The sequence below is a fragment of the Kordiimonas sp. genome, from assembly GCF_048264555.1.
In the GTDB taxonomy this organism is placed as follows: domain Bacteria; phylum Pseudomonadota; class Alphaproteobacteria; order Sphingomonadales; family Kordiimonadaceae; genus Kordiimonas.
The window spans coordinates 582,466-603,394 of sequence record NZ_JBLXCX010000002.1; the positions used below are offsets into that span (position 1 = coordinate 582,466).

The window sequence follows — 20,929 nt, forward strand, 5'->3', positions numbered from 1 at the left end:
CTGTCCTAGTTGTTGCGATCGTAAATGAGACGGAGGCCTTGAAGTGTTAGGTCTCCTACAACTTCACCGATCGCATCAGTTTTATTTGCGAACACAGGCGCAAGACCACCCGTCGCCAATACTTTAATGTCTTCGCCATGCTCACGACGCAGGCGCAATACTAGCCCCTCAATCATACTAACGTACCCCCAGAAGATGCCCGACTGCATGGCTTCAAGCGTCGATTTTCCTGTCACCCTATCACTGGATGGCGCACTGACCGCAATGCGTGGGAGCTTCGCGGCAGCCTGATGAAGGGCGTGTAGTGAAAGGTTAATGCCCGGGCAGATAATCCCCCCGAGGTACGCACCATCTGGTCCAACCACATCGAACGTTGTCGCCGTACCAAAATCAACCACCACCAATGGGCCGCCGTATAGTTCGTGGCCTGCCACAGCGTTTACCAATCGATCCGCACCAACCTCAGCAGGGTTCGTCACCCGAATATCAACACCAAGTTCAACACCTGGCGCACCGACGATAAGCGGTTCACAGCCAAAGTATTTTTTACAAAGCTGGGTAAGCGGCCAAACGACCTGCGGCACCACGCTTGCAATAATTGCGCCGGTAACACTCTTTGGGTCCCGTCCGTGAAGCGCCATCAAGTGGCTCACCCACACCATATATTCGTCAACCGTACGCTGATCACCCGTTGATATGCGCCACTGCTCAACAATGGCCTCACCTTCAATCAGGGCAAAAACCGTATTGGTGTTCCCAGCGTCAATCGTCAACAGCATACTTCTACTCCATTCCACCTACAGGGAAGATGTCTCCGGCATACAGGGAGCGTTCCTCACCGTTATCCAAACCGACAACAAGACCACCATCCCCCGCAAGCCTGAGAGGCGTGCCCTCGAACGTATCCGTCGCTGTTCTCAATACGCAGCGATGCCCCAAACCCCAAGCGCTATTGGTCCACTCCTCTGCAATTGGCGTGATTTCCGACGTTTTCCAGTTTGTTAGGCGATCAAACAAATGATGGGAAAGTGCCTGGAATGCATGTCTCACATCTATAACATTGCCTGTTACAGCCTTTAGACTTGTCGCTCGAAACTGAGCGTCGTTCGGGAAATGCATCAGGTTTATACCGATCCCGATTATTACATAATCTAGTTCCTTGGCGTTCCTCGCACTGCTTTCAATCAAAACGCCGCTTGCCTTGTGCCCTCCAATCAGAACGTCATTCGGCCATTTGCAACGCACATCATCTGCACCGAAGTCTAAAAAAGTATCTCGCACGGCCAGCGCAACGAGAAAGGGGATGGCGGTCATATCAGATGGTTCAATAGCCGGTTTGAATAACAAGGACGCGTATAGATTACCCCCCTCAGACTTCCATATCTTACCCCGACGGCCACGGCCCGCGCTCTGACGGCCCGCGACTATCCATAAAGGGCCTGTTTCACCCGATTGTCCAAGCTTGGACGCCACAGCATTCGTGCTATCGCATTCTGGCAAAAAACTAGCCCCGACACCAGCCGGCGCCGAGGCTCCCCAATCTTCAAACTCAGCTATCACTAGAACAGGAGTGAACCCGCCGCCCAGCTAGCTGCAGCCACAAGCGGGCCAATCAGCACAAAATAGCTAACCGGTGAATTCACTATTGCGGTAATGGCAATCACACCTGAAACAGCGCGGCCATGGCCACTTTCAAACGCCGGCGCAGGCTCATCAAAGAACATGACCTTGATAATGCGCAGGTAATAGAACGCGCCAATCACGCTGGTAAGCACACCGACGATCGCAAGCGGAATAAGCCCAGCTTCTACCGCCGCCAAGAATACATACCATTTGCCCCAGAACCCTGCGAGCAAAGGAATCCCGGCCAGCGAGAACATAAACACTGCGATCGCAATGGCGAGAGGTAGGTTGGTTTGTGAAAGCCCAGACAGATCAGCGATATCCTCAACCATGCCTTCTGACCTGCGCATGGTCAGTATAGCAGCAAAAGTACCGAGGGTCATGGTCACATAGATCGCGATATAGATGAGCAGCGCCTCAACACCCGCCTGCGTGCCAGCAGCCAAACCAACAAGAGCATAACCAATGTGACCAATTGAACTATAGGCCATCAGGCGTTTGATGTTGGTTTGAACAATCGCAACCAATGCACCAATCAGCATGGAGGCGATAGAGATAAACACGATGACCTGTTGCCATTCTGCCGTCATCGCAGGGAACCCTGTCATCATTACGCGCACGAAAAGCGCAAGCGCGGCCACCTTAGGCGCGGCGGCAAAGAAAGCGGTTACCGGTGTTGGTGACCCTTCATATACGTCTGGTGTCCACATGTGGAACGGCACAGCTGATACCTTAAATGCCAAACCAGCCATCAAGAATACCATGCCGACGATTATGCCAATCTGTGGCTCATGCGCGGCTTTTAGTGTGCTTGCGAGAATGTCGAAGTCTGTAGTTCCCGCAAAACCATAAACCAATGAAACGCCATAGAGCAGCATGCCCGATGAAAGTGCACCAAGAACGAAATACTTAAGGCCCGCTTCCGTTGAACGCGAGCGATCCCGGTTCATCGCTGCAAGCACATAGAGTGACAGGCTCTGTAGCTCCAGTCCGACATAAAGGCTCATCAGATTGTTGGCGGAAATCATGATCATCATACCGAGTGTGGCGAGAAGGATCAGGATCGGATATTCGAACTTCGCGATATTCATTTGCTTGAGATAGGCGGACGACATCAAAATAGCGATGCCAGAACCCACAAAAACCAAGGTTTTGGCAAACACAGCAAAAGCATCAGTTACAAACATGCCGCCAAAGGTTAGTTGGCGGTCACCGCCCACTTGGGTGAACATCACAAAAGCAGTAACAATCAACAACACCACCGACAGGTTAGCCATCTGGCTGTAGCTTTTGTCGCCCTGAAAAACACCAAGCATCAGCAGGAGCATAGCGCCTATCGCCAAAATCAACTCGGGCAATACAGGCAGGAGGATTGGCATATCACCAGTCATGTCTCAAATACTCCTTAGTGCGACGTAGCCGCTGTTGCTTCTTCAGCAACAACTTCGGCAGCTACGACGGGAAACTTGGTTTCAATCAGGTTCTCAACAGAGGCATGGATCGGATCGAGGAAACTATTTGGATAGATCCCCATCCAGAAAACAACAATGATGAGCGGAAGGAAGATGATTTTCTCACGCAGGCTCAAATCCGGCATTGCTTTCACATCGTCCTTGTCTAGCTCACCAAACACGAGCCGCCGGACCAGATACAGCATATAGGCCGCCCCCAGCACCACACCCGTAGTGGCAAAGAAAGCAACCCAACTGTTGTAGGTGTATGAACCGTTCAGAACGAGGAACTCGCCCACAAAGCCACTGGTGCCAGGCAAACCAACCGACGCCATGGAGAAGATCACAAAGATCGTCGCGTATATCTTCATATTGACAGAGAGGCCGCCATAGCGGGAAATCTCCCGCGTGTGCAGCCTGTCATAGATCACACCAACACAAAGGAATAATGCGCCAGAGACAATACCGTGGCTCAGCATGGTGAAGATTGCACCTTCGATACCGTTCGCATTCAACACAAAAATACCGATGGTAACAAAACCCATATGCGCAACAGACGAGTAAGCGATCAGCTTTTTGATGTCTTCCTGCACAAGCGCCACCAGCGATGTGTAGATGATAGCGATGATCGAAAGCCCGAAGATCAACCACGCAAAATGTTGCGTTGCATCCGGGAACATTGGCAGGCTGAATCTCAGGAAGCCGTAGCCTCCCATCTTAAGCAGCACACCCGCCAGAATTACGGAACCCGCAGTTGGTGCCTGCACGTGCGCGTCTGGAAGCCAAGTGTGAACAGGCCACATAGGCATTTTCACCGCAAAAGACGCGAAGAAAGCCAGCCACAACAGGTTCTGTATATCCGTATCAAAGTGATGGTTCATCAAGGCCGGAATATCGGTCGTGCCTGTCTCAATGAACATATAGAACACTGCAACAAGCATCAGAACCGAGCCGAGAAGCGTATAGAGGAAGAACTTGAAACTCGCGTAGATGCGGTTCAGGCCACCCCAGACACCGATGATCAAATACATCGGGATCAGACCACCTTCGAAGAAGACATAAAACAGGAAGATATCAAGTGCCGAGAAAACACCGATCATGAGCGTTTCAAGGAGCAGGAAGGCAATCATATATTCCTTCACGCGGGTCTCAATCGATTCCCAGCTCGCCAATACCACAATCGGCATCAGAAAGGCCGTCAGCACAACAAACAGCATTGAAATGCCGTCCACACCGACATGATAGCTGATGCTATCGCCTACCCAGTTGTATTTCTCAACAAACTGGAAATCGGCGGTAGCGCCATCAAACCCCATCCAGAGCACAATGCTGAGGGCAAAGGTAAAGAGAGTAGCGAGCAGTGTTACCCAGCGGATGTTCCGCTTCTCAATTTCTTTGTCTTGATGACGCACGATCAGGACAAACGCCGCCCCGATCATGGGTACCAGCATCATCAGTGAGAGCAGGTAATGTTCCAGAAAAATCATCTTAAATATCCCCTGCCCTTAGTGTCCGCCACCATGGGCCATAAACCACGTCACCACGAGCGCAAGGCCGATAATCATCGCAAACGCATAGTGATAAACATATCCTGATTGAAGCTTTCGAACTTTTGCGGCCACAAGCGCCACCGTGGATGAAACACCGTTCGGGCCAAAGCCGTCGATTGTTTGCTCATCGCCGCGTTTCCAGAATACACGACCAAGCCAGAAAGCCGGACGAACAAGCGCAAAGTTATAAAGCTCGTCGAAATACCATTTATTGAGAAGGAAGGCGTAGAGCCCATCCCACATCTCAGCCGTACGCCGTGGCAGGTCAGTTTTACGGAGATAGAACCAAGCCGCCAACGAGAGACCAATTAGCATGGCAAACAACGGCGCGAGCTTCACGCCTAGCGGAACGTGATGAGCTTCTTCCATGATATCGTGTGCCGCTGTGACCAATGAGCCATTCCAGAATGCAACACGGTCTACACCGATGAAATATTCGTGCCCAACAAAGCCCGCGAATACCGCACCAAGCGCAAGCACGACCAGCGGGAAGCGGATGGTCCACGGCCCTTCATGCGCATGATCATATGTGTGATGGTCGGCGCGGGTCTCCCCCATGAAGGTCATGAACCAAAGGCGCCAGCTGTAGAAGCTTGTCATCAGAGCAGCAGCAACACCCATCACAAAGGCAAACTCTGCGCCCGGTGCGTGTGAAGCATATGCTGCCTCAATGATCATGTCTTTCGAGTAGTAGCCCGAGAGGAACGGAACACCGGTAATCGCCAAGTTTCCAATGAACATAACAGCGGCGGTGAGCGGTATCTTCTTAAGAAGCCCTCCCATGTTGCGCATATCCTGCTCATGGTGCATCGCGTGGATTACCGAGCCTGCACCTAGAAACAGCAGGGCTTTAAAGAAGGCGTGTGTAAACAGGTGGAACACCGCACCCCCATAAGCACCTACACCAAGTGCGAAGAACATATAGCCAAGCTGTGAACAGGTTGAGTATGCGATCACGCGCTTGATATCGTTCTGGACAAGACCAACACTGGCCGCAAAGAACGCCGTTGCCGCGCCGATAATCGTCACCACAACAAGCGCATCCGGCGCAAACTCAAACACAGGGCTAAAGCGCGCGACAAGGAACACACCCGCTGTTACCATGGTCGCAGCATGGATAAGAGCGGACACAGGTGTTGGGCCTTCCATCGCATCTGGCAACCATGTGTGCAGACCAAGTTGAGCTGATTTACCCATCGCACCAACGAACAACAGCAAACAAATCACTGTCAGCGCATGATACTCATGGCCTAAGAAGGTCATCGTTGCTGTCTGCAACTGCTCTGTGTTCGCGAAAATGACGTCAAACTCAACCGAGCCAAACAACACGAAACACGCGTAGATACCGAGCGCAAATCCAAAGTCACCAACACGGTTAACGACAAAGGCTTTGATAGCAGCCGCATTCGCGCTCGGTTTCTTGAACCAGAAGCCAATCAGCAGATATGAGGCAAGGCCAACGCCCTCCCAACCAAAGAACATCTGCACAAGGTTGTCTGACGTAACGAGCATCAGCATCGCAAACGTAAAGAGCGACAAGTATGCAAAGAAGCGCGGCTTATCAGGATCTTCTTCCATGTAGCCCATGGAATACCAGTGCACGAGCGCCGATACCGTGTTGACGACAACCAACATTACCGCCGTAAGCGTATCAATCTTGAAGGCCCAAGCAAAACTCAGTGTGCCCGACGACACCCAATCAAGAACATGTACACTGGCTTTGTTGCCAGAAAGCGCAATGTCCCCAAATGCCATCCACGACAGGATTGCAGAAACGCTGACAAGACTTGCGGTCAGTATCTGGCTCGGCTTATCGCCAAGTTTGCGACCGAACATGCCAGCAATCAGGAAGCCAATAAGTGGCAGGAAAACAATAAACTTATACATCATCGTCCTACCCCTTCATCTGGTTGATATCTTCAACCGCAATCGAACCACGGCTACGGAAATAGACGACGAGAATGGCGAGGCCAATTGCGGCCTCAGCCGCAGCGACCGTCAGCACAAACATCGCAAATACCTGGCCAACCATGTCATTCAAATATGTGGAGAAGGCCACGAGGTTGATATTGACGGCCAACAGCATCAGCTCGACCGACATAAGAATGATGATGACGTTCTTCCGGTTCAGGAAGATACCAAAAATCCCGAATACGAACAGGATCGCGGCAACCGTCAGATAATGTCCTAACCCAATAGTCATGGACTATCGTCCCCTAACCTTTTTTGGTTGGCAGGGACACGCCCTTACCAACTTCCACATCAACAAGTTCATATGCATCTTCAGGACGCCGTGCGTTCTGTTTGGCAATATTTTGGCGTTTCACACCAACCCGCTCACGGTGAGTCAATACAATCGCGCCAATCATCGCCACCAGCAGGATCAAGCCCGAGGTCTGGAAGATGAAAATATAGTCCGTATAGATAATTTGCCCGAGCGCACGGGTGTTCTCCACCTGCTCGACTGATGGTGTTGGGGCTGCCGCATTTCGCGCCACATCATCACCAAATGTCCAGGCAGCGCCAAGCGTACCAAGCTCAGCGAGAAGCAGAAGTCCAACAACAATCCCGATTGGAAGGTTCTGCATAAAGCCTTGACGTAACTCAACAAAGTTAACGTCAAGCATCATCACCACGAAGAGGAACAGCACAGCAACCGCGCCCACATAAACAATGACAAGCAGCATAGCGAGAAACTCAGCGCCCATCAGAACAAACAGCCCTGCGGCTGAGAAAAACGCAAGGATGAGCCAGAGCACAGAATGCACGGGGTTCTTTGATGAAATCACCATCAGGCCCGCAAGGACCGTAATGGCAGCGAACAGCCAAAAGGCGGCCGCAGGAAGTATCGAAGCAAGATCCATCTGTTCCACCCCTGCCTTAACGGTATGGCGCGTCAAGGGCGATATTCGCCGCGATTTCGCGCTCCCAGCGCTCGCCATTGGCAAGCAGCTTGTCTTTGTTGTACATCAGCTCTTCACGTGTCTCGGTCGCGAACTCAAAGTTCGGGCCTTCCACAATCGCATCTACCGGGCACGCCTCCTGACAGAAACCGCAGTAAATACATTTGGTCATGTCAATGTCGTACCGCGTGGTGCGGCGTGAGCCGTCCTCACGTGGTTCTGCCTCAATCGTAATGGCTTGCGCGGGGCAAATAGCTTCACACAGCTTACAGGCAATGCAGCGCTCCTCCCCGTTAGGATACCGGCGAAGTGCATGCTCTCCGCGGAAACGAGGGCTCAGCGGACCCTTTTCGTACGGATAGTTGATTGTCACTTTCGGGCGGAAGAAATATTTGGTCGACAACACGAGTGCGGCCCAAAATTCCTTCAGCAGCAAGCTTTTAGTGGCTTGGATGATAGCGGTCATGTTTCAAGCCTCCTTATCCGTTGGTGGGGAGCAGGTCAAAAGCGACCAGTACCCCAGAGTAAATTACGACAAATGCGAGCGACAGCGGCAGGAATACCTTCCAGCCAAGGCGCATCAACTGGTCATAGCGGTAGCGCGGCACAAAAGCCTTCACCATAGCGAACATCCAGAAGAAGAGCGCTGTTTTGGCAAAAAGCCAGAGGAACCCTGGAATAAAGTCCAGTGCTGGAATAGGCGCATACCAACCACCGAAGAACAGGATGGCCATCACTGCTGACATCAGAAGGATGTTCGCATACTCCCCAAGGAAGAAAAGCGCGAACGCCATCGATGAGTATTCAACCTGATAACCGGCCACAAGCTCGGCTTCCGCTTCCGGTAGGTCGAACGGCGGACGGTTGGTTTCTGCGAGCGCTGATATGAAGAAGATGATGAAGATCGGGAAAAATGGAATGAAGTGCCATGCCAGCACGCCACCTTCCTGAGCATAAACAACATCGCTTAGGTTCAATGAACCTACTTTCACGAGCACGCACACGAGCACGAACCCGATGGAAACCTCATAGGAAACCATCTGTGCGGCTGACCGAAGAGCGCCCAGGAACGCATAGCGGCTGTTTGATGCCCAGCCTGACATGATGATCCCGTATACACCCAGCGATGAAATCGCGAGGATGTACAAAACACCAACGTTCAGGTCCGAGAGCGCCATGCCCTCATCAAACGGTATTACCGCCCAGGAAATCAGTGCCAGCGTGAAAGTAATCATCGGCGCCATCAAGAAGATGCCCTTGTTCGCACCCGCCGGGATGATGGTTTCCTTGAGGAAAAGCTTGATACCGTCCGCGAAAGACTGAAGCAGCCCAAAGGGGCCAACCACGTTCGGACCGCGCCGCATTTGCACTGCAGCCCAGATTTTGCGGTCGAAATATACCGCAAAAGCAACTGCAATCGTCAGCGGTAGCACAACTGCAAGGATTGACGCTGTGATCGCGAGGAAATACAGGAACGGCCCTTCGCCGCCTAACAGGTTATAAAGCGCCTCAACCATGGGTCCCTGTCGCCTCCTCAGCCTCAAATCCACGAACGTCTACACAATCTGCCATAATCTGGCTTGCTCGTGCGATTGGGTTGGTCAGATAGAAGTTATCAATGATTGGTGCGATGCCACCTTCAGCGATATCACCTTTGGTGCCAAAGTCGCCCCAAGCCTCATTCGGCAATTCGTCTAGTGTTGCCGTCGCTGGTGCTGCATCCGCGAGGCGGGCACGCAGCTCGCCGAGCGTGTTGTATGGCAGCGTCGACCCAACAATATCAGAGAGAGCCCGCAAGATGGTCCAGTCTTCGCGGGCATCACCCGGTGCGAAGTGTGCTTTCTCAGTACGCTGAACACGGCCTTCAGTGTTGATGTAAGTGCCTGATTTTTCCGTATAAGCCGCAGCGGGCAGGATTACGTCAGCATTCTTGACGCCCTCATCACCGTGGGTGCCGATATAAACCGTGAAGGCCTTTTTGAGCGCTGTGGTATCAACTTCATCGGCGCCCAGCAGGAACACTGCTTTAAGTTTACCGGCCTCAGCATCATCCAAGATGCCATCAACACCGCCCTCAGCAGTCAAACCGAGGTCCATCGCACCGACCCGTGATGCAGCGGTATGCAGCATGCCAAAACCGTTCCAGCCGTCACGCACACAGTATTTGTCTGCAATGTCGCGAACGGCTTTCAGGATAGCTGCACCGTCTTCGCGGGCTAGCGCTGCTTGGCCTATAATGATCATCGGCTTGGAAGCTGCCTTAAGTGCTTTCGCGGCGTCATGGCGTCCGGTTGATACCGATTTGATGATTTTAGCGTCGTCTCCAAACTCTTCCACTTTATAGGTGAGGTCGTTTGCGTTGCCAATATTGCCAACTTTAAGGCCAAGGTGCCGAACAGCTTTGCGAATACGTGTATTGATAATCGGCGCTTCGGTGCGCGGGTCACACCCAACGAGGAGCAGATAATCCGCTTCTTCAACACCCGCGATGCCAGCATTCATGATGTAGCCCGCGCGAACGCTCGGGTCGATCGCCGCACCATCCTGACGTGCCTCAATCCGGCTTGAACCCAGAGACGCCATCAGGTCCTTGAGAGCCAGCATGCTCTCCATATCCGCAAGATCACCAACCAAAGCAGCGATCTCATCACCCTTCACGCCCTTGAGCTTCTTTTTGATAGCTGCAAAAGCGTCCGCCCAGGAAGCTTCTTCCAGCTTCTTGTTTTTGCGAACGTATGGCCGATCCAGCCGGCGTTTTTTCAGGCCATCGTAAACAAAGCGGGTTTTGTCAGAAATCCACTCTTCATTCACGTCTTCATTGAGACGTGGCTGGATACGCATAACTGCAGCACCACGCGTATCAATGCTGATGTTGGAGCCTACAGCATCCATCACATCAATACTTTCCGTATGCTTCAGCTCCCAACTCCGCGCTGTAAACGCGTATGGCTTGCTGGTAAGCGCACCAACAGGGCAAAGGTCGATCACATTACCCGACATCTCGCTATCAAGCGTTTTCTCGAGGTAAGTCGTGATTTCTGTATGCTCACCGCGCCAGAGAGACCCCATATTATCAACACCAGCCACCTCTTCCGAGAAACGAACGCAGCGCATGCAGTGAATGCAGCGTGTCATGGTGGTGGAGATCAGCGGCCCCATATATTTATCTTCAACCGCGCGCTTGTTCTCGTCGTAGCGGTTTGCACCGCGACCAAACGCCATGGCTTGGTCCTGCAGGTCACATTCACCACCTTGGTCACAAATTGGACAATCAAGCGGGTGGTTGATCAGCAGGAATTCCATTACCCCTTCACGCGCCTTTTTAACACGCTCGGTATTGGTGTGAATTACCATTCCGTCACCCGCTGGCATTGCGCAGCTTGCAATCGGTTTTGGTGCACGTTCCATATCCACAAGGCACATGCGGCAGTTACCCGCAATCGACAGGCGCTCGTGATAACAGAAGCGTGGCACTTCAACGCCAACTTCCTCACAGGCCTGAAGCACGGTGGTGCCCGCCTCTACGGTTACTTCTTTTCCATCAATGGTTAGCGTGGGCATCTAACTCTCCTTGCCATGCGCTCTATTCAGCCGCTTTGGCATGATATGAATCGATACGAGCTTCCACTTCATGCCTGAAGTGGCGCATCAAACCCTGAATAGGCCATGCCGCCGCGTCACCTAGCGCGCAGATGGTATGGCCTTCAATTTGTTTGGACACGTCCAGAAGTGTGTCGATCTCTGACTTCTCAGCTTTACCTTCAACAAGCCGCTCCATCACACGCCACATCCAGCCAGTACCTTCACGGCACGGTGTGCACTGACCACAGCTTTCGTGCTTATAGAACTCACTGAGGCGTGCAATCGCCTTCACGATGTCCGTTGACTTGTCCATCACGATTACCGCTGCGGTTCCGAGACCAGACTGAACGTCCCGAAGGCTATCGAAATCCATCAAAACGGTGTCACAGATCTCTTTTGGAAGCACAGGAACAGATGATCCGCCCGGAATAACCGCGAGAAGATTGTCCCAGCCACCCCGAACACCGCCAGCGTGTTTTTCAATGAGCTCCTTAAGCGGAATGCCCATTTCTTCTTCCACGTTACATGGGTTGTTAACGTGACCAGAGATCGAAAACACCTTCGTGCCTGTGTTGTTTGGACGGCCGAGCCCTGCAAACCAGGCGCCGCCGCGACGTAGGATTGTTGGAGCAACAGCAATCGATTCAACGTTGTTAACCGTGGTGGGGCAGCCCCAAACACCCACGTTCGCAGGGAATGGTGGCTTCAGGCGCGGCTGGCCCTTTTTGCCCTCAAGGCTTTCGATCAGAGCCGTTTCCTCACCGCAGATATAGGCGCCCGCGCCACGGTGCACATAAATGTCGAAGTCATAGCCGCTACCACAGGCGTTTTTGCCGAGGAAACCCTTTGCATAGGCTTCTTCAATCGCGCTCTCAAGCGCTTCGGCTTCGCGATAAAATTCGCCACGGATATAGATGTAAGCCGCAATTGCGTTCATCGCGAAACCGGCAATCAAACAGCCTTCCAGCAGTTTGTGCGGGTCATGGCGCATCAAGTCACGGTCTTTACAGGTGCCAGGTTCGCCCTCATCCGCATTCACAACGAGATAGGACGGGCGACCATCTGATTCCTTCGGCATGAATGACCACTTAAGGCCCGTCGGGAAGCCTGCACCGCCACGACCGCGCAGCCCGGACTCTTTCATCTCATTGATGATCCAGTCTTTGCCTTTGCCGATAAGGTCTTTGGTGCCGTTCCAGTCACCGCGCTTCATTGCGGCTTCAATGCCGGGGCTTTCAAAACCATACAGGTTTGTGAAGATGCGGTCTTTATCTGCAAGCATTATGCATCTCCCCCTTTTGTACCTTGAAAGTCCTTCAGGGTCGTTGGTCCACCAAATGGCGCACTGTTCTGGCGGTCGATCTGCGGGCCAGGCTTCACGGCCTCACCAGCCTTCAACTTGTTCAGAAGCTCAATCATGCTCTCGGGTGTCAGGTCCTCGAAATAATCGTCGCCAATCGCAACAACTGGCGCGTTAACGCAGGCACCCGCGCACTCAACCTCAGACAACGTGAACATGCCGTCCTCTGTGGTACCGCCCTTCTCTACACCCAGATGCTTTTTGCAGGCTGACATAATGTCATCCGCACCGCGCAACCAACATGGTGTGGTTCCACATACCTGCACATGGTGTTTCCCTACAGGTTTGTGGTTATACATGGTGTAGAAGGTTGCAACCTCCATCACCTTGATCGGTGCCATATCGAGATAGTCCGCGATATACTCCATTATCTCTTGCGTCACATGCCCACCATTTTGGCGCTGCGCAATATCGAGAAGAGGCATCACAGCACTTTGCTGACGACCTTCAGGGTATTTTGCGACATGTTTCTGTGCGAGCACCTCGTTTTCAGGTGTCCACACAAACTTCTGTTCGTCTTTTTGGGCTGCCGCGCTCATCGGTCCACCTCACCAAACACAATATCCATTGCTCCAAGTACGGCCGGAGCATCCGCGAGCATATGCCCTTTACACAGGTAATCCATCGCCTGTAGATGCGCGAACCCAGGTGCCCTGATTTTACAGCGGTACGGACGGTTGGAACCATCCGACACAAGATAAACACCAAACTCACCCTTTGGCGCTTCCACGGCGGCATAAACTTCGCCTTCAGGCACCTTGAAACCCTCGGTATAGAGTTTGAAGTGATGAATAAGCGCTTCCATGGAGCGCTTCATCTCACCACGGCGTGGTGGCGCAACCTTGGTATTAACCGACATAACAGGCCCACCAGGCATCTGCTCACAGCACTGACGGATAAGCCGCAATGATTCCCGCATCTCCGCAATACGGAGCATAAAGCGGTCATAACAATCACCCGCGTTGCCGATGGCTACCTTGAAATCAAGCTTGTCATAAACTTCATAGGGCTGCGACTTCCTGAGGTCCCATGCCACGCCAGTTGAACGCAGCATCGGGCCTGTAAAGCCCCAAGCGAACGCGTCTTCCGCAGAGAACGTACCAATATCGACATTCCGCTGTTTGAAAATGCGGTTATCGACCAGAAGTGATTCCATATCCGCGATCATCTGCGGATAGGTTTCAGTCCAGGCCATGATATCTTCGATCAAGCCCGCTGGCAGGTCCTGGTGCACACCACCTGGGCGGAAATAAGCAGCATGGAAACGGGCGCCAGAAGCACGCTCGTAAAATTCCATCAGCTTCTCACGCTCTTCAAACATCCATGTAATTGGCGTCATTGCGCCAACATCCAAGGCATGTGTCGTCAAGTTGAGAATGTGGTTCAGGATACGGCCAATCTCGCAGTAAAGCACCCGAATGTATTGACCACGTTCCGGCACCTCTAAATCCATCAGCTTTTCAATCGCAAGGCAGAAAGCGTGTTCCTGGTTCATGGGCGCAACGTAGTCGAGGCGATCAAAGTACGGCATCGCCTGCAGATACTGCTTATGCTCAATCAGCTTCTCAGTACCACGGTGCAGCAAGCCGATGTGCGGATCAATCCGCTCAATCACCTCACCGTCCAATTCCATAACCATACGAAGCACGCCGTGTGCTGCAGGGTGTTGCGGACCAAAGTTCAGGCAATAGTTTTTGATATCAACTTCAGCCATTATTTTGCCCCCTCTTTCTTGGGCGCATCTTCACCATCAGCCTTTTCATCACCCGGCAGCACATATTTTGCGCTTTCCCAAGGGCTCATGAAGTCAAAGTCACGGAATTCCTGTTTTAGTTTCACAGGCTCATAAACAACCCGTTTCTTGTCTTCGGAATAACGAAGCTCAACAAAACCGGTGAGCGGAAAATCTTTCCGGAGCGGATGCCCCTGGAAACCATAATCCGTCAACATGCGCCGAAGATCAGGGTGGTCTGCAAAGAAAATACCGTACATGTCCCAAGCTTCACGCTCATACCAACCTGCGGCCGGGAACACGTCATTCACGCTTGGCACCGGTGTATCGGCGTCAGTTTCCACCTTCACCCGCACGCGCTGATTCAGCTGCATGCTAAGGAGATGATAAACCACGTCGAATCGCTTCGCCCGTTCTGGATAATCAGCGCCGCAAATATCGATCAACTGCTTGAACATGCATTCCTGGTTATCCCGAAGGAAGGTCAGAACTTTCTGAATATGCTCAGCGCGGGCGGTCACTGTCAGCTCACCAAAGGCGACAGTTGCCGAAGCTACTTCATTTTCAAGGCTGCTGGCGATGTGTTCACCAAGTGCAGCTAATGCCTTATCAGTCATGCGCTCTCGCGCTCCTTTTATGATGTGCAGCGCAGGGCTGCAGGCACAATGCGAAGCACCCCGACATGAAGGTCAGGATGCTTCGGATGAGATCTACCGAACGATGGTTCCTGTCCGGCGAATTTTGCGCTGAAGCTGCAAAATACCGTAAACAAGCGCCTCAGCGGTCGGAGGGCAACCAGGGACATATATATCAACTGGCACGATGCGGTCACAACCGCGCACCACAGAGTAGGAATAGTGATAGTACCCGCCACCATTCGCACATGACCCCATTGAGATCACGTAGCGTGGCTCTGGCATCTGGTCATAAACCTTACGAAGCGCTGGCGCCATTTTATTGGTCAGCGTACCGGCCACGATCATAACATCACTTTGACGTGGGCTGCCGCGAGGTGCAAAACCAAAGCGTTCCACATCATACCGCGGTGTGCCGGAGTGCATCATTTCAACCGCACAGCACGCGAGACCAAACGTCATCCACCAAAGTGACCCTGTACGAGCCCAATTAATGAGGTCTTCCAGAGACGTGACCACATAGCCCTTCTCTGTCAGTTCTTCATTGAGCCCTTCAAGGAACGCGCTTTCGCTTGGCGTGCCAGTTCCTGTTGGCCCCAGAGGGCTATCGGGTTGTGCTACTCCCATTCCAGCGCTCCTTTATTCCATTCATAAATGAAGCCCACGGTCAGCACACCAAGAAACACCATCATCGACCAAAAGCCGTAGAGACCAATATCACCAAGGGACACCGCCCACGGGAAAAGGAAAGCAACTTCAAGGTCGAAGATAATAAAGAGAATGGCGACGAGATAAAAACGGACGTCGAATTGATGACGCGCGTCGTCGAATGCCTCGAAACCACACTCATATGCTGACAGTTTTTCGTCGTCCGGGTTTTGCTTGGCAATGAGAACCGCAGCACCAACGAAAACAAGTGAGAATGCAATTGCGATCCCAAGGAAAATCAGGATCGGAAGATATTGTATGAGCAAAGACTCCATGAGAGTCCCTTTTTGTTTATTGGCCCTAATTACTGCGCCCTTTTATCGACCGAGGTGACGACAGTAAAGGGTGAATTTGCCCCGGAAGCTATCGGAGAGGAGTATAGACCCGGAAATGCTTAATGAAAAGCTTACGAGCCGTGCGTTTCAGCGCATTAAGGCAAAAAGTCGCACAAATAAAAAAACGCGCCCGAACATGCCGGTACGCGTTTTCTATACCCTGAAGGGTCAAGCAAGTGGCGCGAGTGACGGGGCTCGAACCCGCGACCCTCGGCGTGACAGGCCGATACTCTAACCAACTGAGCTACACCCGCGCACTGCTTGCGGGGTGGTGTTTATGATTTTGCCCTACCCTTGTCAATCATTGAATGACAAAATTTTCATACTTTTCAGACCAGCCATAAATTACGACAAAAACATCTAATCATTCGCTCGGCTCTCTTGTTGTGTATAGACATGGATACTCGAATCGTCACCACTCCAATACTTGACCTATGGGGCGTCTATCCCACTTCCATCGCGGAAAAAAGCAAAAAAGCCCCCGGATAAATCCGGAGGCTTTTTGAACCCTCATCTGAGGGAGCAAGTGGCGCGAGTGACGGGGCTCGAACCCGCGACCCTCGGCGTGACAGGCCGATACTCTAACCAACTGAGCTACACCCGCGCATCGCTTGCGTGAGGGGGTGTTTAGGGCCTGCCCGCGCGAGTGTCAACACCCTTTTTCAGCCTCGGGAAAGAAATGTAATTAACCCACCCATTCGACTTCACAAAACCACTGCAAGTCGGTCCTTACCCTACAGCATATATCTGAAAGGAGGCCCGCATGCCGCTACAAGAAATGAACGATTATATAAGTAACAACCTCAGTAACGACGTGGCCTTGTATTTGAATCGTAAAGTTCAAAATTTCCACAACGTCGCCCAATATTATTCACCATCGGGATATTTCAACGAGTATACCGTACAGGCTGTTGCGTTTCAGTGCATAAATGCCTGGATCACCGCCAACGAAAACATAAATCATTATCTGGTTCGCACCGAAGTTGCCTATGGTGGGTTTGCAAACCGCGCAGACATTATGATCACCTATGACACCGGTAACGGGGCACATAATATTGCCCTTGAGTTCAAGGCGAACTTTAGCGCAGCCAGTGTAAACGAGGATGTCGATCTTCTAGATGCTATAAGAGGTGTTCAGAATCCACCCATCGATGATGGATACGCCTGTTATATCATACGTTTCGGGCACGGGGGATGGGCAGACCAGATTGACGAACCCTTGCAGGATGGTGTGGCGCTTGTTCCGATTCTAGTGGATTAAAATAGGTTTGGTTAACCGAGAAACCAGTAGACTAGCAGAGCTAGTACTATGATCACAGATATTGTGCTGAGCGGTGCCCTGCGCGCCATGTCGCTCAGAAGCACGAACACATTCAGCACAGGATGAAACGCGGCGATGATGCGGACCATAGACATAGTGCGTTCTGGCCCCGCGGCATTGCTGTCGTATAGACGATCCCGCGGGTCTTTTGGTGCCCAGGAAGCCTCTATTTCAACGGGGTGATCGGGTTTGGCTTCGGATCGCCCCTGAGCTTCTTTGCCAGTGCGTTTCGCCATTTCATGGCTGCTTGTTCCATTGCCCATACCAACCTCAGATGTATTCATCGCCACATGCCCGTTTCAGGCACCCGCAAACATAGAATAACCCGATACCGATCGAGTGAGTAACATCATTTGAGTGAGGAAACCACGGGATGCCATGGTGGGCGATGACAGGCTCGAACTGCCGACCCTCTCGGTGTAAACGAGATGCTCTACCAACTGAGCTAATCGCCCTCACAAGGCTCAAATCCCCGTTTGGTGTTGGGGGATGAATGGTGGGCGATGACAGGCTCGAACTGCCGACCCTCTCGGTGTAAACGAGATGCTCTACCAACTGAGCTAATCGCCCACATGCTGTGTGGTGAGCGCGCTTTTAGGGGGAAATCGGGGCTCTGTCCACCCCTTTTTTTGCAATTTCTTAAAAGAAAACGGCTGCGGATTTCTCCACAGCCGTTTCAGCAATTCAGACTGTAAACAAACTTATTTGTTTACTGCGTCTTTAAGACCCTTGCCTGCCTTGAATTTAGGCTGCTTGGAAGCAGGGATGTCGATTTCTTCACCCGTGCGTGGGTTACGGCCTTTAGTAGCTGCGCGAGAAGCAACAGCAAAGGTACCGAAGCCGACGAGACGAACTTCGCCGCCGGACGCCAGCGCACCGCTGATGGAATCAAATATAGCGTCAACTGCTTTACCTGCGTCAGCTTTGGACAGGTCAGCTGCTTCAGCAACTTTTGCGATCAAATCGTTTTTATTCAAGGTATCCCCCTCTGAGTTGAAGAGATTGATTTCGTTGTTTAGTTCCGAAATGCGAGGGCATCTTGGCCACAAAATTCACGCTTGTCAAAGCAAAAAACCGCAGAAAACTGCGGCTTTTAGCTTTTTTTTTCTTGAATTTTCATCAATAAGGAACAAGGCCCCTAATGAGTCGTCAACTCTTCCCCGGATGAGTCGTCCTCAGATACCACTTTTTTGGTGTCATCTTCTTCGGGCCACTCGATGGGTGTCATCTCGCCGGCAAGTGCATGCTGCAGCACCTCATCAGCCGTTGAAACTGCAACGATTTCAAGGCCTTTCTTCACATTGTCTGGAATTTCGACGAGGTCTTTTTCATTGTCTTTCGGGATAAGAACCTTAGTAATTCCGCCCCTCAGCGCAGCCAGAAGTTTCTCCTTCAACCCTCCAATTGGTAAGACTCGGCCACGCAGAGTCACCTCGCCTGTCATCGCAATGTTTTTTCTCACCGGAATGCCAGTAAGCACGGAAACGATTGAGGTACACATGGCAACACCTGCGGATGGGCCATCTTTTGGAGTCGCACCTTCCGGCACGTGAATGTGAATATCGCGCTTCTCAAATACATTCGGATGAATACCAAACTCAACACAGCGCGAATGCACATATGACCTCGCCGCCTGGATCGATTCTTTCATTACGTCACCAAGCTTACCAGTTTGTTTGATATTGCCCTTACCCGGCACGGTAACCGCTTCAATCGCAAGCAGTTCCCCGCCCACTTCTGTCCAAGCAAGGCCGGTTGTCAGGCCAACCTGATCCTCAAGTTCCGCTTCGCCATACCGGTATTTGCGAACACCTGCATATTGGCTGAGGTTGCGGCTCGTAACCTGAATCTTGTCTTTTGAGCCCTCAACAATCTCTTTTACAGCCTTGCGCACAAGTTTGGCGATCTCACGCTCAAGGCTCCGCACACCAGCTTCGCGGGTGTAATAGCGAACCACATCCTTGAGAGCACCGTCAGAGATAGACCATTCGTCTTTTTTCAAGCCATGGTCGCGCATCTGCTTGCGGATAAGGTGACGCTTGGCAATCTCGATCTTCTCATCTTCCGTATAGCCTGCGAGCGTGATGATCTCCATCCGGTCGAGAAGCGGGCGCGGCATACGGAGCGAGTTGGCCGTTGTGACGAACATCACGTTCGAGAGATCATAGTCGATCTCAAGATAGTGATCGTTGAATTTGCTATTTTGCTCTGGGTCCAACACCTCGAGAAGTGCAGACGCCGGGTCACCGCGGAAATCCTGCCCCATCTTGTCGATCTCATCGAAGAGGAACAGCGGGTTCGTGGTGCCAGCCTTCTTCATCGACTGCATGACTTTACCCGGCATGGAACCAATGTAGGTTCTGCGGTGCCCACGAATTTCAGCCTCATCCCGGACGCCGCCCAATGAGAAGCGCACAAATTCGCGCCCTGTCGCCTTAGCGATCGATTTACCAAGCGAGGTTTTACCAACACCGGGCGGGCCAACGAGGCAAAGAATCGGGCCCTTGAGTTTCTTGGCGCGCTGTTGAACGGCCAGGTACTCAATAATGCGTTCTTTCACCTTCTCAAGGCCGTAGTGGTCTGTATCAAGGACCTTCTCAGCAAGCTTGATGTCTTTCTTCACCCGGCTTTTTTTCGACCACGGAACACTCAGCATCCAGTCGAGGAAGTTACGCACCACTGTCGCTTCCGCCGACATTGGGCTCATGGATTTGAGTTTCTTGAGCTCAGCTAGGCACTTTTCTTTGGCCTCTTTGGAAAGCTTGGTCTTGTTAATACGGTCTTCAAGCTCAAGAATCTCTTCCCGGCCGTCATCCCCTTCCCCAAGTTCCTTCTGAATAGCCTTCAACTGCTCATTGAGATAATATTCGCGCTGGGTTTTCTCCATCTGCCGTTTTACGCGGCCTCGGATCTTCTTCTCAACCTGTAGCACGCCAATTTCGTCTTCCATGAAGCCGAAAATACGCTCAAGGCGGTCCGCAACAGAGGTTGCAGCCAATAGCTCCTGCTTGTCATCGATCTTGAGCGCCAGGTGTGAGGCAACTGTGTCAGCAAGCTTTGACGGCTCATCAATCTGGCCAACGGTCACCAGAACCTCAGCCGGGATTTTCTTGTTGAGCTTTACATACTGCTCAAACTGGGAGATTACGGACCTGGCGAGAGCCTCCGCTTCGGCGGGGTCTGATTCGTCACCAGTCAACATGGTTGCCTGCGCCTCGAAATAATCTTCCTCGCGCACAAACTCATCAATCTTCGCGCGGTTGAAGCCCTCTACCAGAACCTTCACGGTGCCGTCCGGCAACTTCAGAAGCTGCAGCACACTCGCAACAGTACCGATATCAAACACATCCTTGGTGCTCGGGTCGTCTTCACCAGCTTCTTTCTGGGCGACCAGCAAAATCTGCTTGTCCTTTGCCATCACCTCTTCAAGAGCGCGGACTGATTTATCGCGGCCAACAAAAAGCGGCACAATCATGTGAGGGAAAACAACAATATCCCTGAGCGGCAAAACCGGCAAAACTACTGTGTTTGTATCTGTTTGAGCAGAATCTGACATAGGAAAAACATCCAGAACTAGATCAGGCGAAATAAGAGGGCCGATTTTAGGCCCCTTCTCGCGAATAAGAAAGGAAAAGACGTGATTTTTTGGCTAACACGCCCATTTTACGCTGTTCATCATGAAAATGGGGGCTGAAACACCAGTTTCAACCCCCTTAAAGCGTCAACTAA

At 52.0% G+C, this 20,929-nt stretch carries 20 protein-coding genes and 4 tRNA genes; 1 reads left to right on the plus strand and 23 read right to left on the minus strand.

Annotated features, from left to right (window positions below; all coding sequences use genetic code 11):
* Positions 1–5 precede the first annotated feature (5 nt).
* The 18 genes from ACN0XZ_RS07790 to ACN0XZ_RS07875 all read right to left on the minus strand — a co-directional run bounded on the left by ACN0XZ_RS07790 (position 6) and on the right by ACN0XZ_RS07875 (position 16,483).
* Positions 6–779, minus strand: a complete 774-nt coding sequence (locus ACN0XZ_RS07790) for a type III pantothenate kinase (RefSeq protein WP_417457173.1) — start codon at positions 777–779, stop codon at positions 6–8.
* A gap of 4 nt (positions 780–783) precedes the next feature.
* Complete coding sequence (locus tag ACN0XZ_RS07795) at positions 784–1,560, minus strand: biotin--[acetyl-CoA-carboxylase] ligase (protein ID WP_417457174.1); 777 nt, start codon at positions 1,558–1,560, stop codon at positions 784–786.
* A complete protein-coding gene (gene nuoN, locus ACN0XZ_RS07800) occupies positions 1,560–3,014 on the minus strand; it encodes an NADH-quinone oxidoreductase subunit NuoN (RefSeq protein ID WP_417457175.1) in 1,455 nt (484 codons plus the stop codon). The genes ACN0XZ_RS07795 and nuoN overlap by 1 nt, the downstream gene beginning before the upstream one ends.
* Positions 3,015–3,028: 14 nt before the next feature.
* Positions 3,029–4,561 carry an NADH-quinone oxidoreductase subunit M gene (locus tag ACN0XZ_RS07805; protein WP_417457176.1) on the minus strand — a complete coding sequence of 511 codons (1,533 nt, stop codon included), beginning with the start codon at positions 4,559–4,561 and terminating at the stop codon, positions 3,029–3,031.
* 18 nt (positions 4,562–4,579) lie between these two features.
* Positions 4,580–6,511, minus strand: coding sequence for an NADH-quinone oxidoreductase subunit L (gene nuoL, locus ACN0XZ_RS07810; RefSeq protein WP_417457576.1), 1,932 nt, complete (start codon positions 6,509–6,511; stop codon positions 4,580–4,582).
* 7 nt (positions 6,512–6,518) lie between these two features.
* On the minus strand, positions 6,519–6,827 hold the full coding sequence (gene nuoK / locus ACN0XZ_RS07815; protein ID WP_417457177.1) for an NADH-quinone oxidoreductase subunit NuoK: 309 nt from the start codon (positions 6,825–6,827) through the stop codon (positions 6,519–6,521).
* Positions 6,828–6,840: 13 nt separating this feature from the next.
* Positions 6,841–7,488 (minus strand): NADH-quinone oxidoreductase subunit J, encoded by a 648-nt coding sequence (locus ACN0XZ_RS07820; RefSeq protein ID WP_417457178.1) that lies wholly within the window; start codon positions 7,486–7,488, stop codon positions 6,841–6,843.
* A gap of 16 nt (positions 7,489–7,504) precedes the next feature.
* On the minus strand, positions 7,505–7,993 hold the full coding sequence (nuoI, locus tag ACN0XZ_RS07825) for an NADH-quinone oxidoreductase subunit NuoI (protein WP_417457179.1): 489 nt from the start codon (positions 7,991–7,993) through the stop codon (positions 7,505–7,507).
* Between the two features lie 13 nt (positions 7,994–8,006).
* A complete protein-coding gene (nuoH, locus tag ACN0XZ_RS07830; RefSeq protein WP_417457180.1) occupies positions 8,007–9,044 on the minus strand; it encodes an NADH-quinone oxidoreductase subunit NuoH in 1,038 nt (345 codons plus the stop codon).
* Entirely contained in the window at positions 9,037–11,088 is a 2,052-nt protein-coding gene (gene nuoG, locus ACN0XZ_RS07835; protein WP_417457181.1) for an NADH-quinone oxidoreductase subunit NuoG, read from the minus strand. Before nuoG ends, nuoH begins: the two co-directional genes overlap by 8 nt.
* Before the next feature lie 22 nt (positions 11,089–11,110).
* Entirely contained in the window at positions 11,111–12,391 is a 1,281-nt protein-coding gene (gene nuoF, locus ACN0XZ_RS07840) for an NADH-quinone oxidoreductase subunit NuoF (RefSeq protein WP_417457182.1), read from the minus strand.
* A complete protein-coding gene (gene nuoE, locus ACN0XZ_RS07845) occupies positions 12,391–13,008 on the minus strand; it encodes an NADH-quinone oxidoreductase subunit NuoE (RefSeq protein ID WP_417457183.1) in 618 nt (205 codons plus the stop codon). Before nuoE ends, nuoF begins: the two co-directional genes overlap by 1 nt.
* A complete protein-coding gene (locus tag ACN0XZ_RS07850) occupies positions 13,005–14,183 on the minus strand; it encodes an NADH-quinone oxidoreductase subunit D (RefSeq protein ID WP_417457184.1) in 1,179 nt (392 codons plus the stop codon). Before ACN0XZ_RS07850 ends, nuoE begins: the two co-directional genes overlap by 4 nt.
* Positions 14,183–14,818, minus strand: coding sequence for an NADH-quinone oxidoreductase subunit C (locus ACN0XZ_RS07855; RefSeq protein ID WP_417457185.1), 636 nt, complete (start codon positions 14,816–14,818; stop codon positions 14,183–14,185). The genes ACN0XZ_RS07850 and ACN0XZ_RS07855 overlap by 1 nt, the downstream gene beginning before the upstream one ends.
* Before the next feature lie 93 nt (positions 14,819–14,911).
* Positions 14,912–15,463 (minus strand): NuoB/complex I 20 kDa subunit family protein, encoded by a 552-nt coding sequence (locus ACN0XZ_RS07860; RefSeq protein ID WP_417457186.1) that lies wholly within the window; start codon positions 15,461–15,463, stop codon positions 14,912–14,914.
* Positions 15,454–15,819: an NADH-quinone oxidoreductase subunit A gene (locus ACN0XZ_RS07865; RefSeq protein ID WP_417457187.1), complete on the minus strand. Its 366-nt coding sequence runs from the start codon at positions 15,817–15,819 to the stop codon at positions 15,454–15,456. The genes ACN0XZ_RS07860 and ACN0XZ_RS07865 overlap by 10 nt, the downstream gene beginning before the upstream one ends.
* A 237-nt stretch (positions 15,820–16,056) precedes the next feature.
* Positions 16,057–16,133 (minus strand) — tRNA-Asp (locus ACN0XZ_RS07870).
* A 273-nt stretch (positions 16,134–16,406) separates the two neighbouring features.
* Positions 16,407–16,483, minus strand: a tRNA-Asp gene (locus ACN0XZ_RS07875).
* 159 nt (positions 16,484–16,642) lie between these two features.
* Between ACN0XZ_RS07875 and ACN0XZ_RS07880 the strand changes: the two genes are divergently transcribed.
* Positions 16,643–17,140, plus strand: a complete 498-nt coding sequence (locus ACN0XZ_RS07880; protein ID WP_417457188.1) for a hypothetical protein — start codon at positions 16,643–16,645, stop codon at positions 17,138–17,140.
* 11 nt (positions 17,141–17,151) lie between these two features.
* On the opposite strand, the gene ACN0XZ_RS07885 is transcribed toward ACN0XZ_RS07880, so the two are convergent.
* The 5 genes from ACN0XZ_RS07885 to lon all read right to left on the minus strand — a co-directional run bounded on the left by ACN0XZ_RS07885 (position 17,152) and on the right by lon (position 20,756).
* A complete protein-coding gene (locus ACN0XZ_RS07885) occupies positions 17,152–17,484 on the minus strand; it encodes a hypothetical protein (RefSeq protein ID WP_417457189.1) in 333 nt (110 codons plus the stop codon).
* Between the two features lie 95 nt (positions 17,485–17,579).
* Positions 17,580–17,655: transfer RNA gene (locus ACN0XZ_RS07890), tRNA-Val, on the minus strand.
* Positions 17,656–17,694: 39 nt separating this feature from the next.
* Positions 17,695–17,770, minus strand: a tRNA-Val gene (locus ACN0XZ_RS07895).
* A 131-nt stretch (positions 17,771–17,901) separates the two neighbouring features.
* Complete coding sequence (locus ACN0XZ_RS07900; RefSeq protein WP_417457190.1) at positions 17,902–18,177, minus strand: HU family DNA-binding protein; 276 nt, start codon at positions 18,175–18,177, stop codon at positions 17,902–17,904.
* Between the two features lie 161 nt (positions 18,178–18,338).
* Entirely contained in the window at positions 18,339–20,756 is a 2,418-nt protein-coding gene (gene lon, locus ACN0XZ_RS07905) for an endopeptidase La (protein WP_417457191.1), read from the minus strand.
* Positions 20,757–20,929: the final 173 nt, after the last annotated feature.

Coding starts and splice junctions, on each gene's coding strand:
- ACN0XZ_RS07790 (WP_417457173.1), bottom strand. CDS start 779: ATGCTGTTGACGATTGACGCTGGGAACACCAATACGGTTTTTGCCCTG.
- nuoN (WP_417457175.1), bottom strand. CDS start 3,014: ATGACTGGTGATATGCCAATCCTCCTGCCTGTATTGCCCGAGTTGATT.
- ACN0XZ_RS07805 (WP_417457176.1), bottom strand. CDS start 4,561: ATGATTTTTCTGGAACATTACCTGCTCTCACTGATGATGCTGGTACCC.
- nuoL (WP_417457576.1), bottom strand. CDS start 6,511: ATGTATAAGTTTATTGTTTTCCTGCCACTTATTGGCTTCCTGATTGCT.
- nuoK (WP_417457177.1), bottom strand. CDS start 6,827: ATGACTATTGGGTTAGGACATTATCTGACGGTTGCCGCGATCCTGTTC.
- ACN0XZ_RS07820 (WP_417457178.1), bottom strand. CDS start 7,488: ATGGATCTTGCTTCGATACTTCCTGCGGCCGCCTTTTGGCTGTTCGCT.
- nuoI (WP_417457179.1), bottom strand. CDS start 7,993: ATGACCGCTATCATCCAAGCCACTAAAAGCTTGCTGCTGAAGGAATTT.
- nuoH (WP_417457180.1), bottom strand. CDS start 9,044: ATGGTTGAGGCGCTTTATAACCTGTTAGGCGGCGAAGGGCCGTTCCTG.
- nuoG (WP_417457181.1), bottom strand. CDS start 11,088: ATGCCCACGCTAACCATTGATGGAAAAGAAGTAACCGTAGAGGCGGGC.
- nuoF (WP_417457182.1), bottom strand. CDS start 12,391: ATGCTTGCAGATAAAGACCGCATCTTCACAAACCTGTATGGTTTTGAA.
- nuoE (WP_417457183.1), bottom strand. CDS start 13,008: ATGAGCGCGGCAGCCCAAAAAGACGAACAGAAGTTTGTGTGGACACCT.
- ACN0XZ_RS07850 (WP_417457184.1), bottom strand. CDS start 14,183: ATGGCTGAAGTTGATATCAAAAACTATTGCCTGAACTTTGGTCCGCAA.
- ACN0XZ_RS07855 (WP_417457185.1), bottom strand. CDS start 14,818: ATGACTGATAAGGCATTAGCTGCACTTGGTGAACACATCGCCAGCAGC.
- ACN0XZ_RS07860 (WP_417457186.1), bottom strand. CDS start 15,463: ATGGGAGTAGCACAACCCGATAGCCCTCTGGGGCCAACAGGAACTGGC.
- ACN0XZ_RS07865 (WP_417457187.1), bottom strand. CDS start 15,819: ATGGAGTCTTTGCTCATACAATATCTTCCGATCCTGATTTTCCTTGGG.
- ACN0XZ_RS07880 (WP_417457188.1), top strand. CDS start 16,643: ATGCCGCTACAAGAAATGAACGATTATATAAGTAACAACCTCAGTAAC.
- ACN0XZ_RS07885 (WP_417457189.1), bottom strand. CDS start 17,484: ATGAATACATCTGAGGTTGGTATGGGCAATGGAACAAGCAGCCATGAA.
- lon (WP_417457191.1), bottom strand. CDS start 20,756: ATGTCAGATTCTGCTCAAACAGATACAAACACAGTAGTTTTGCCGGTT.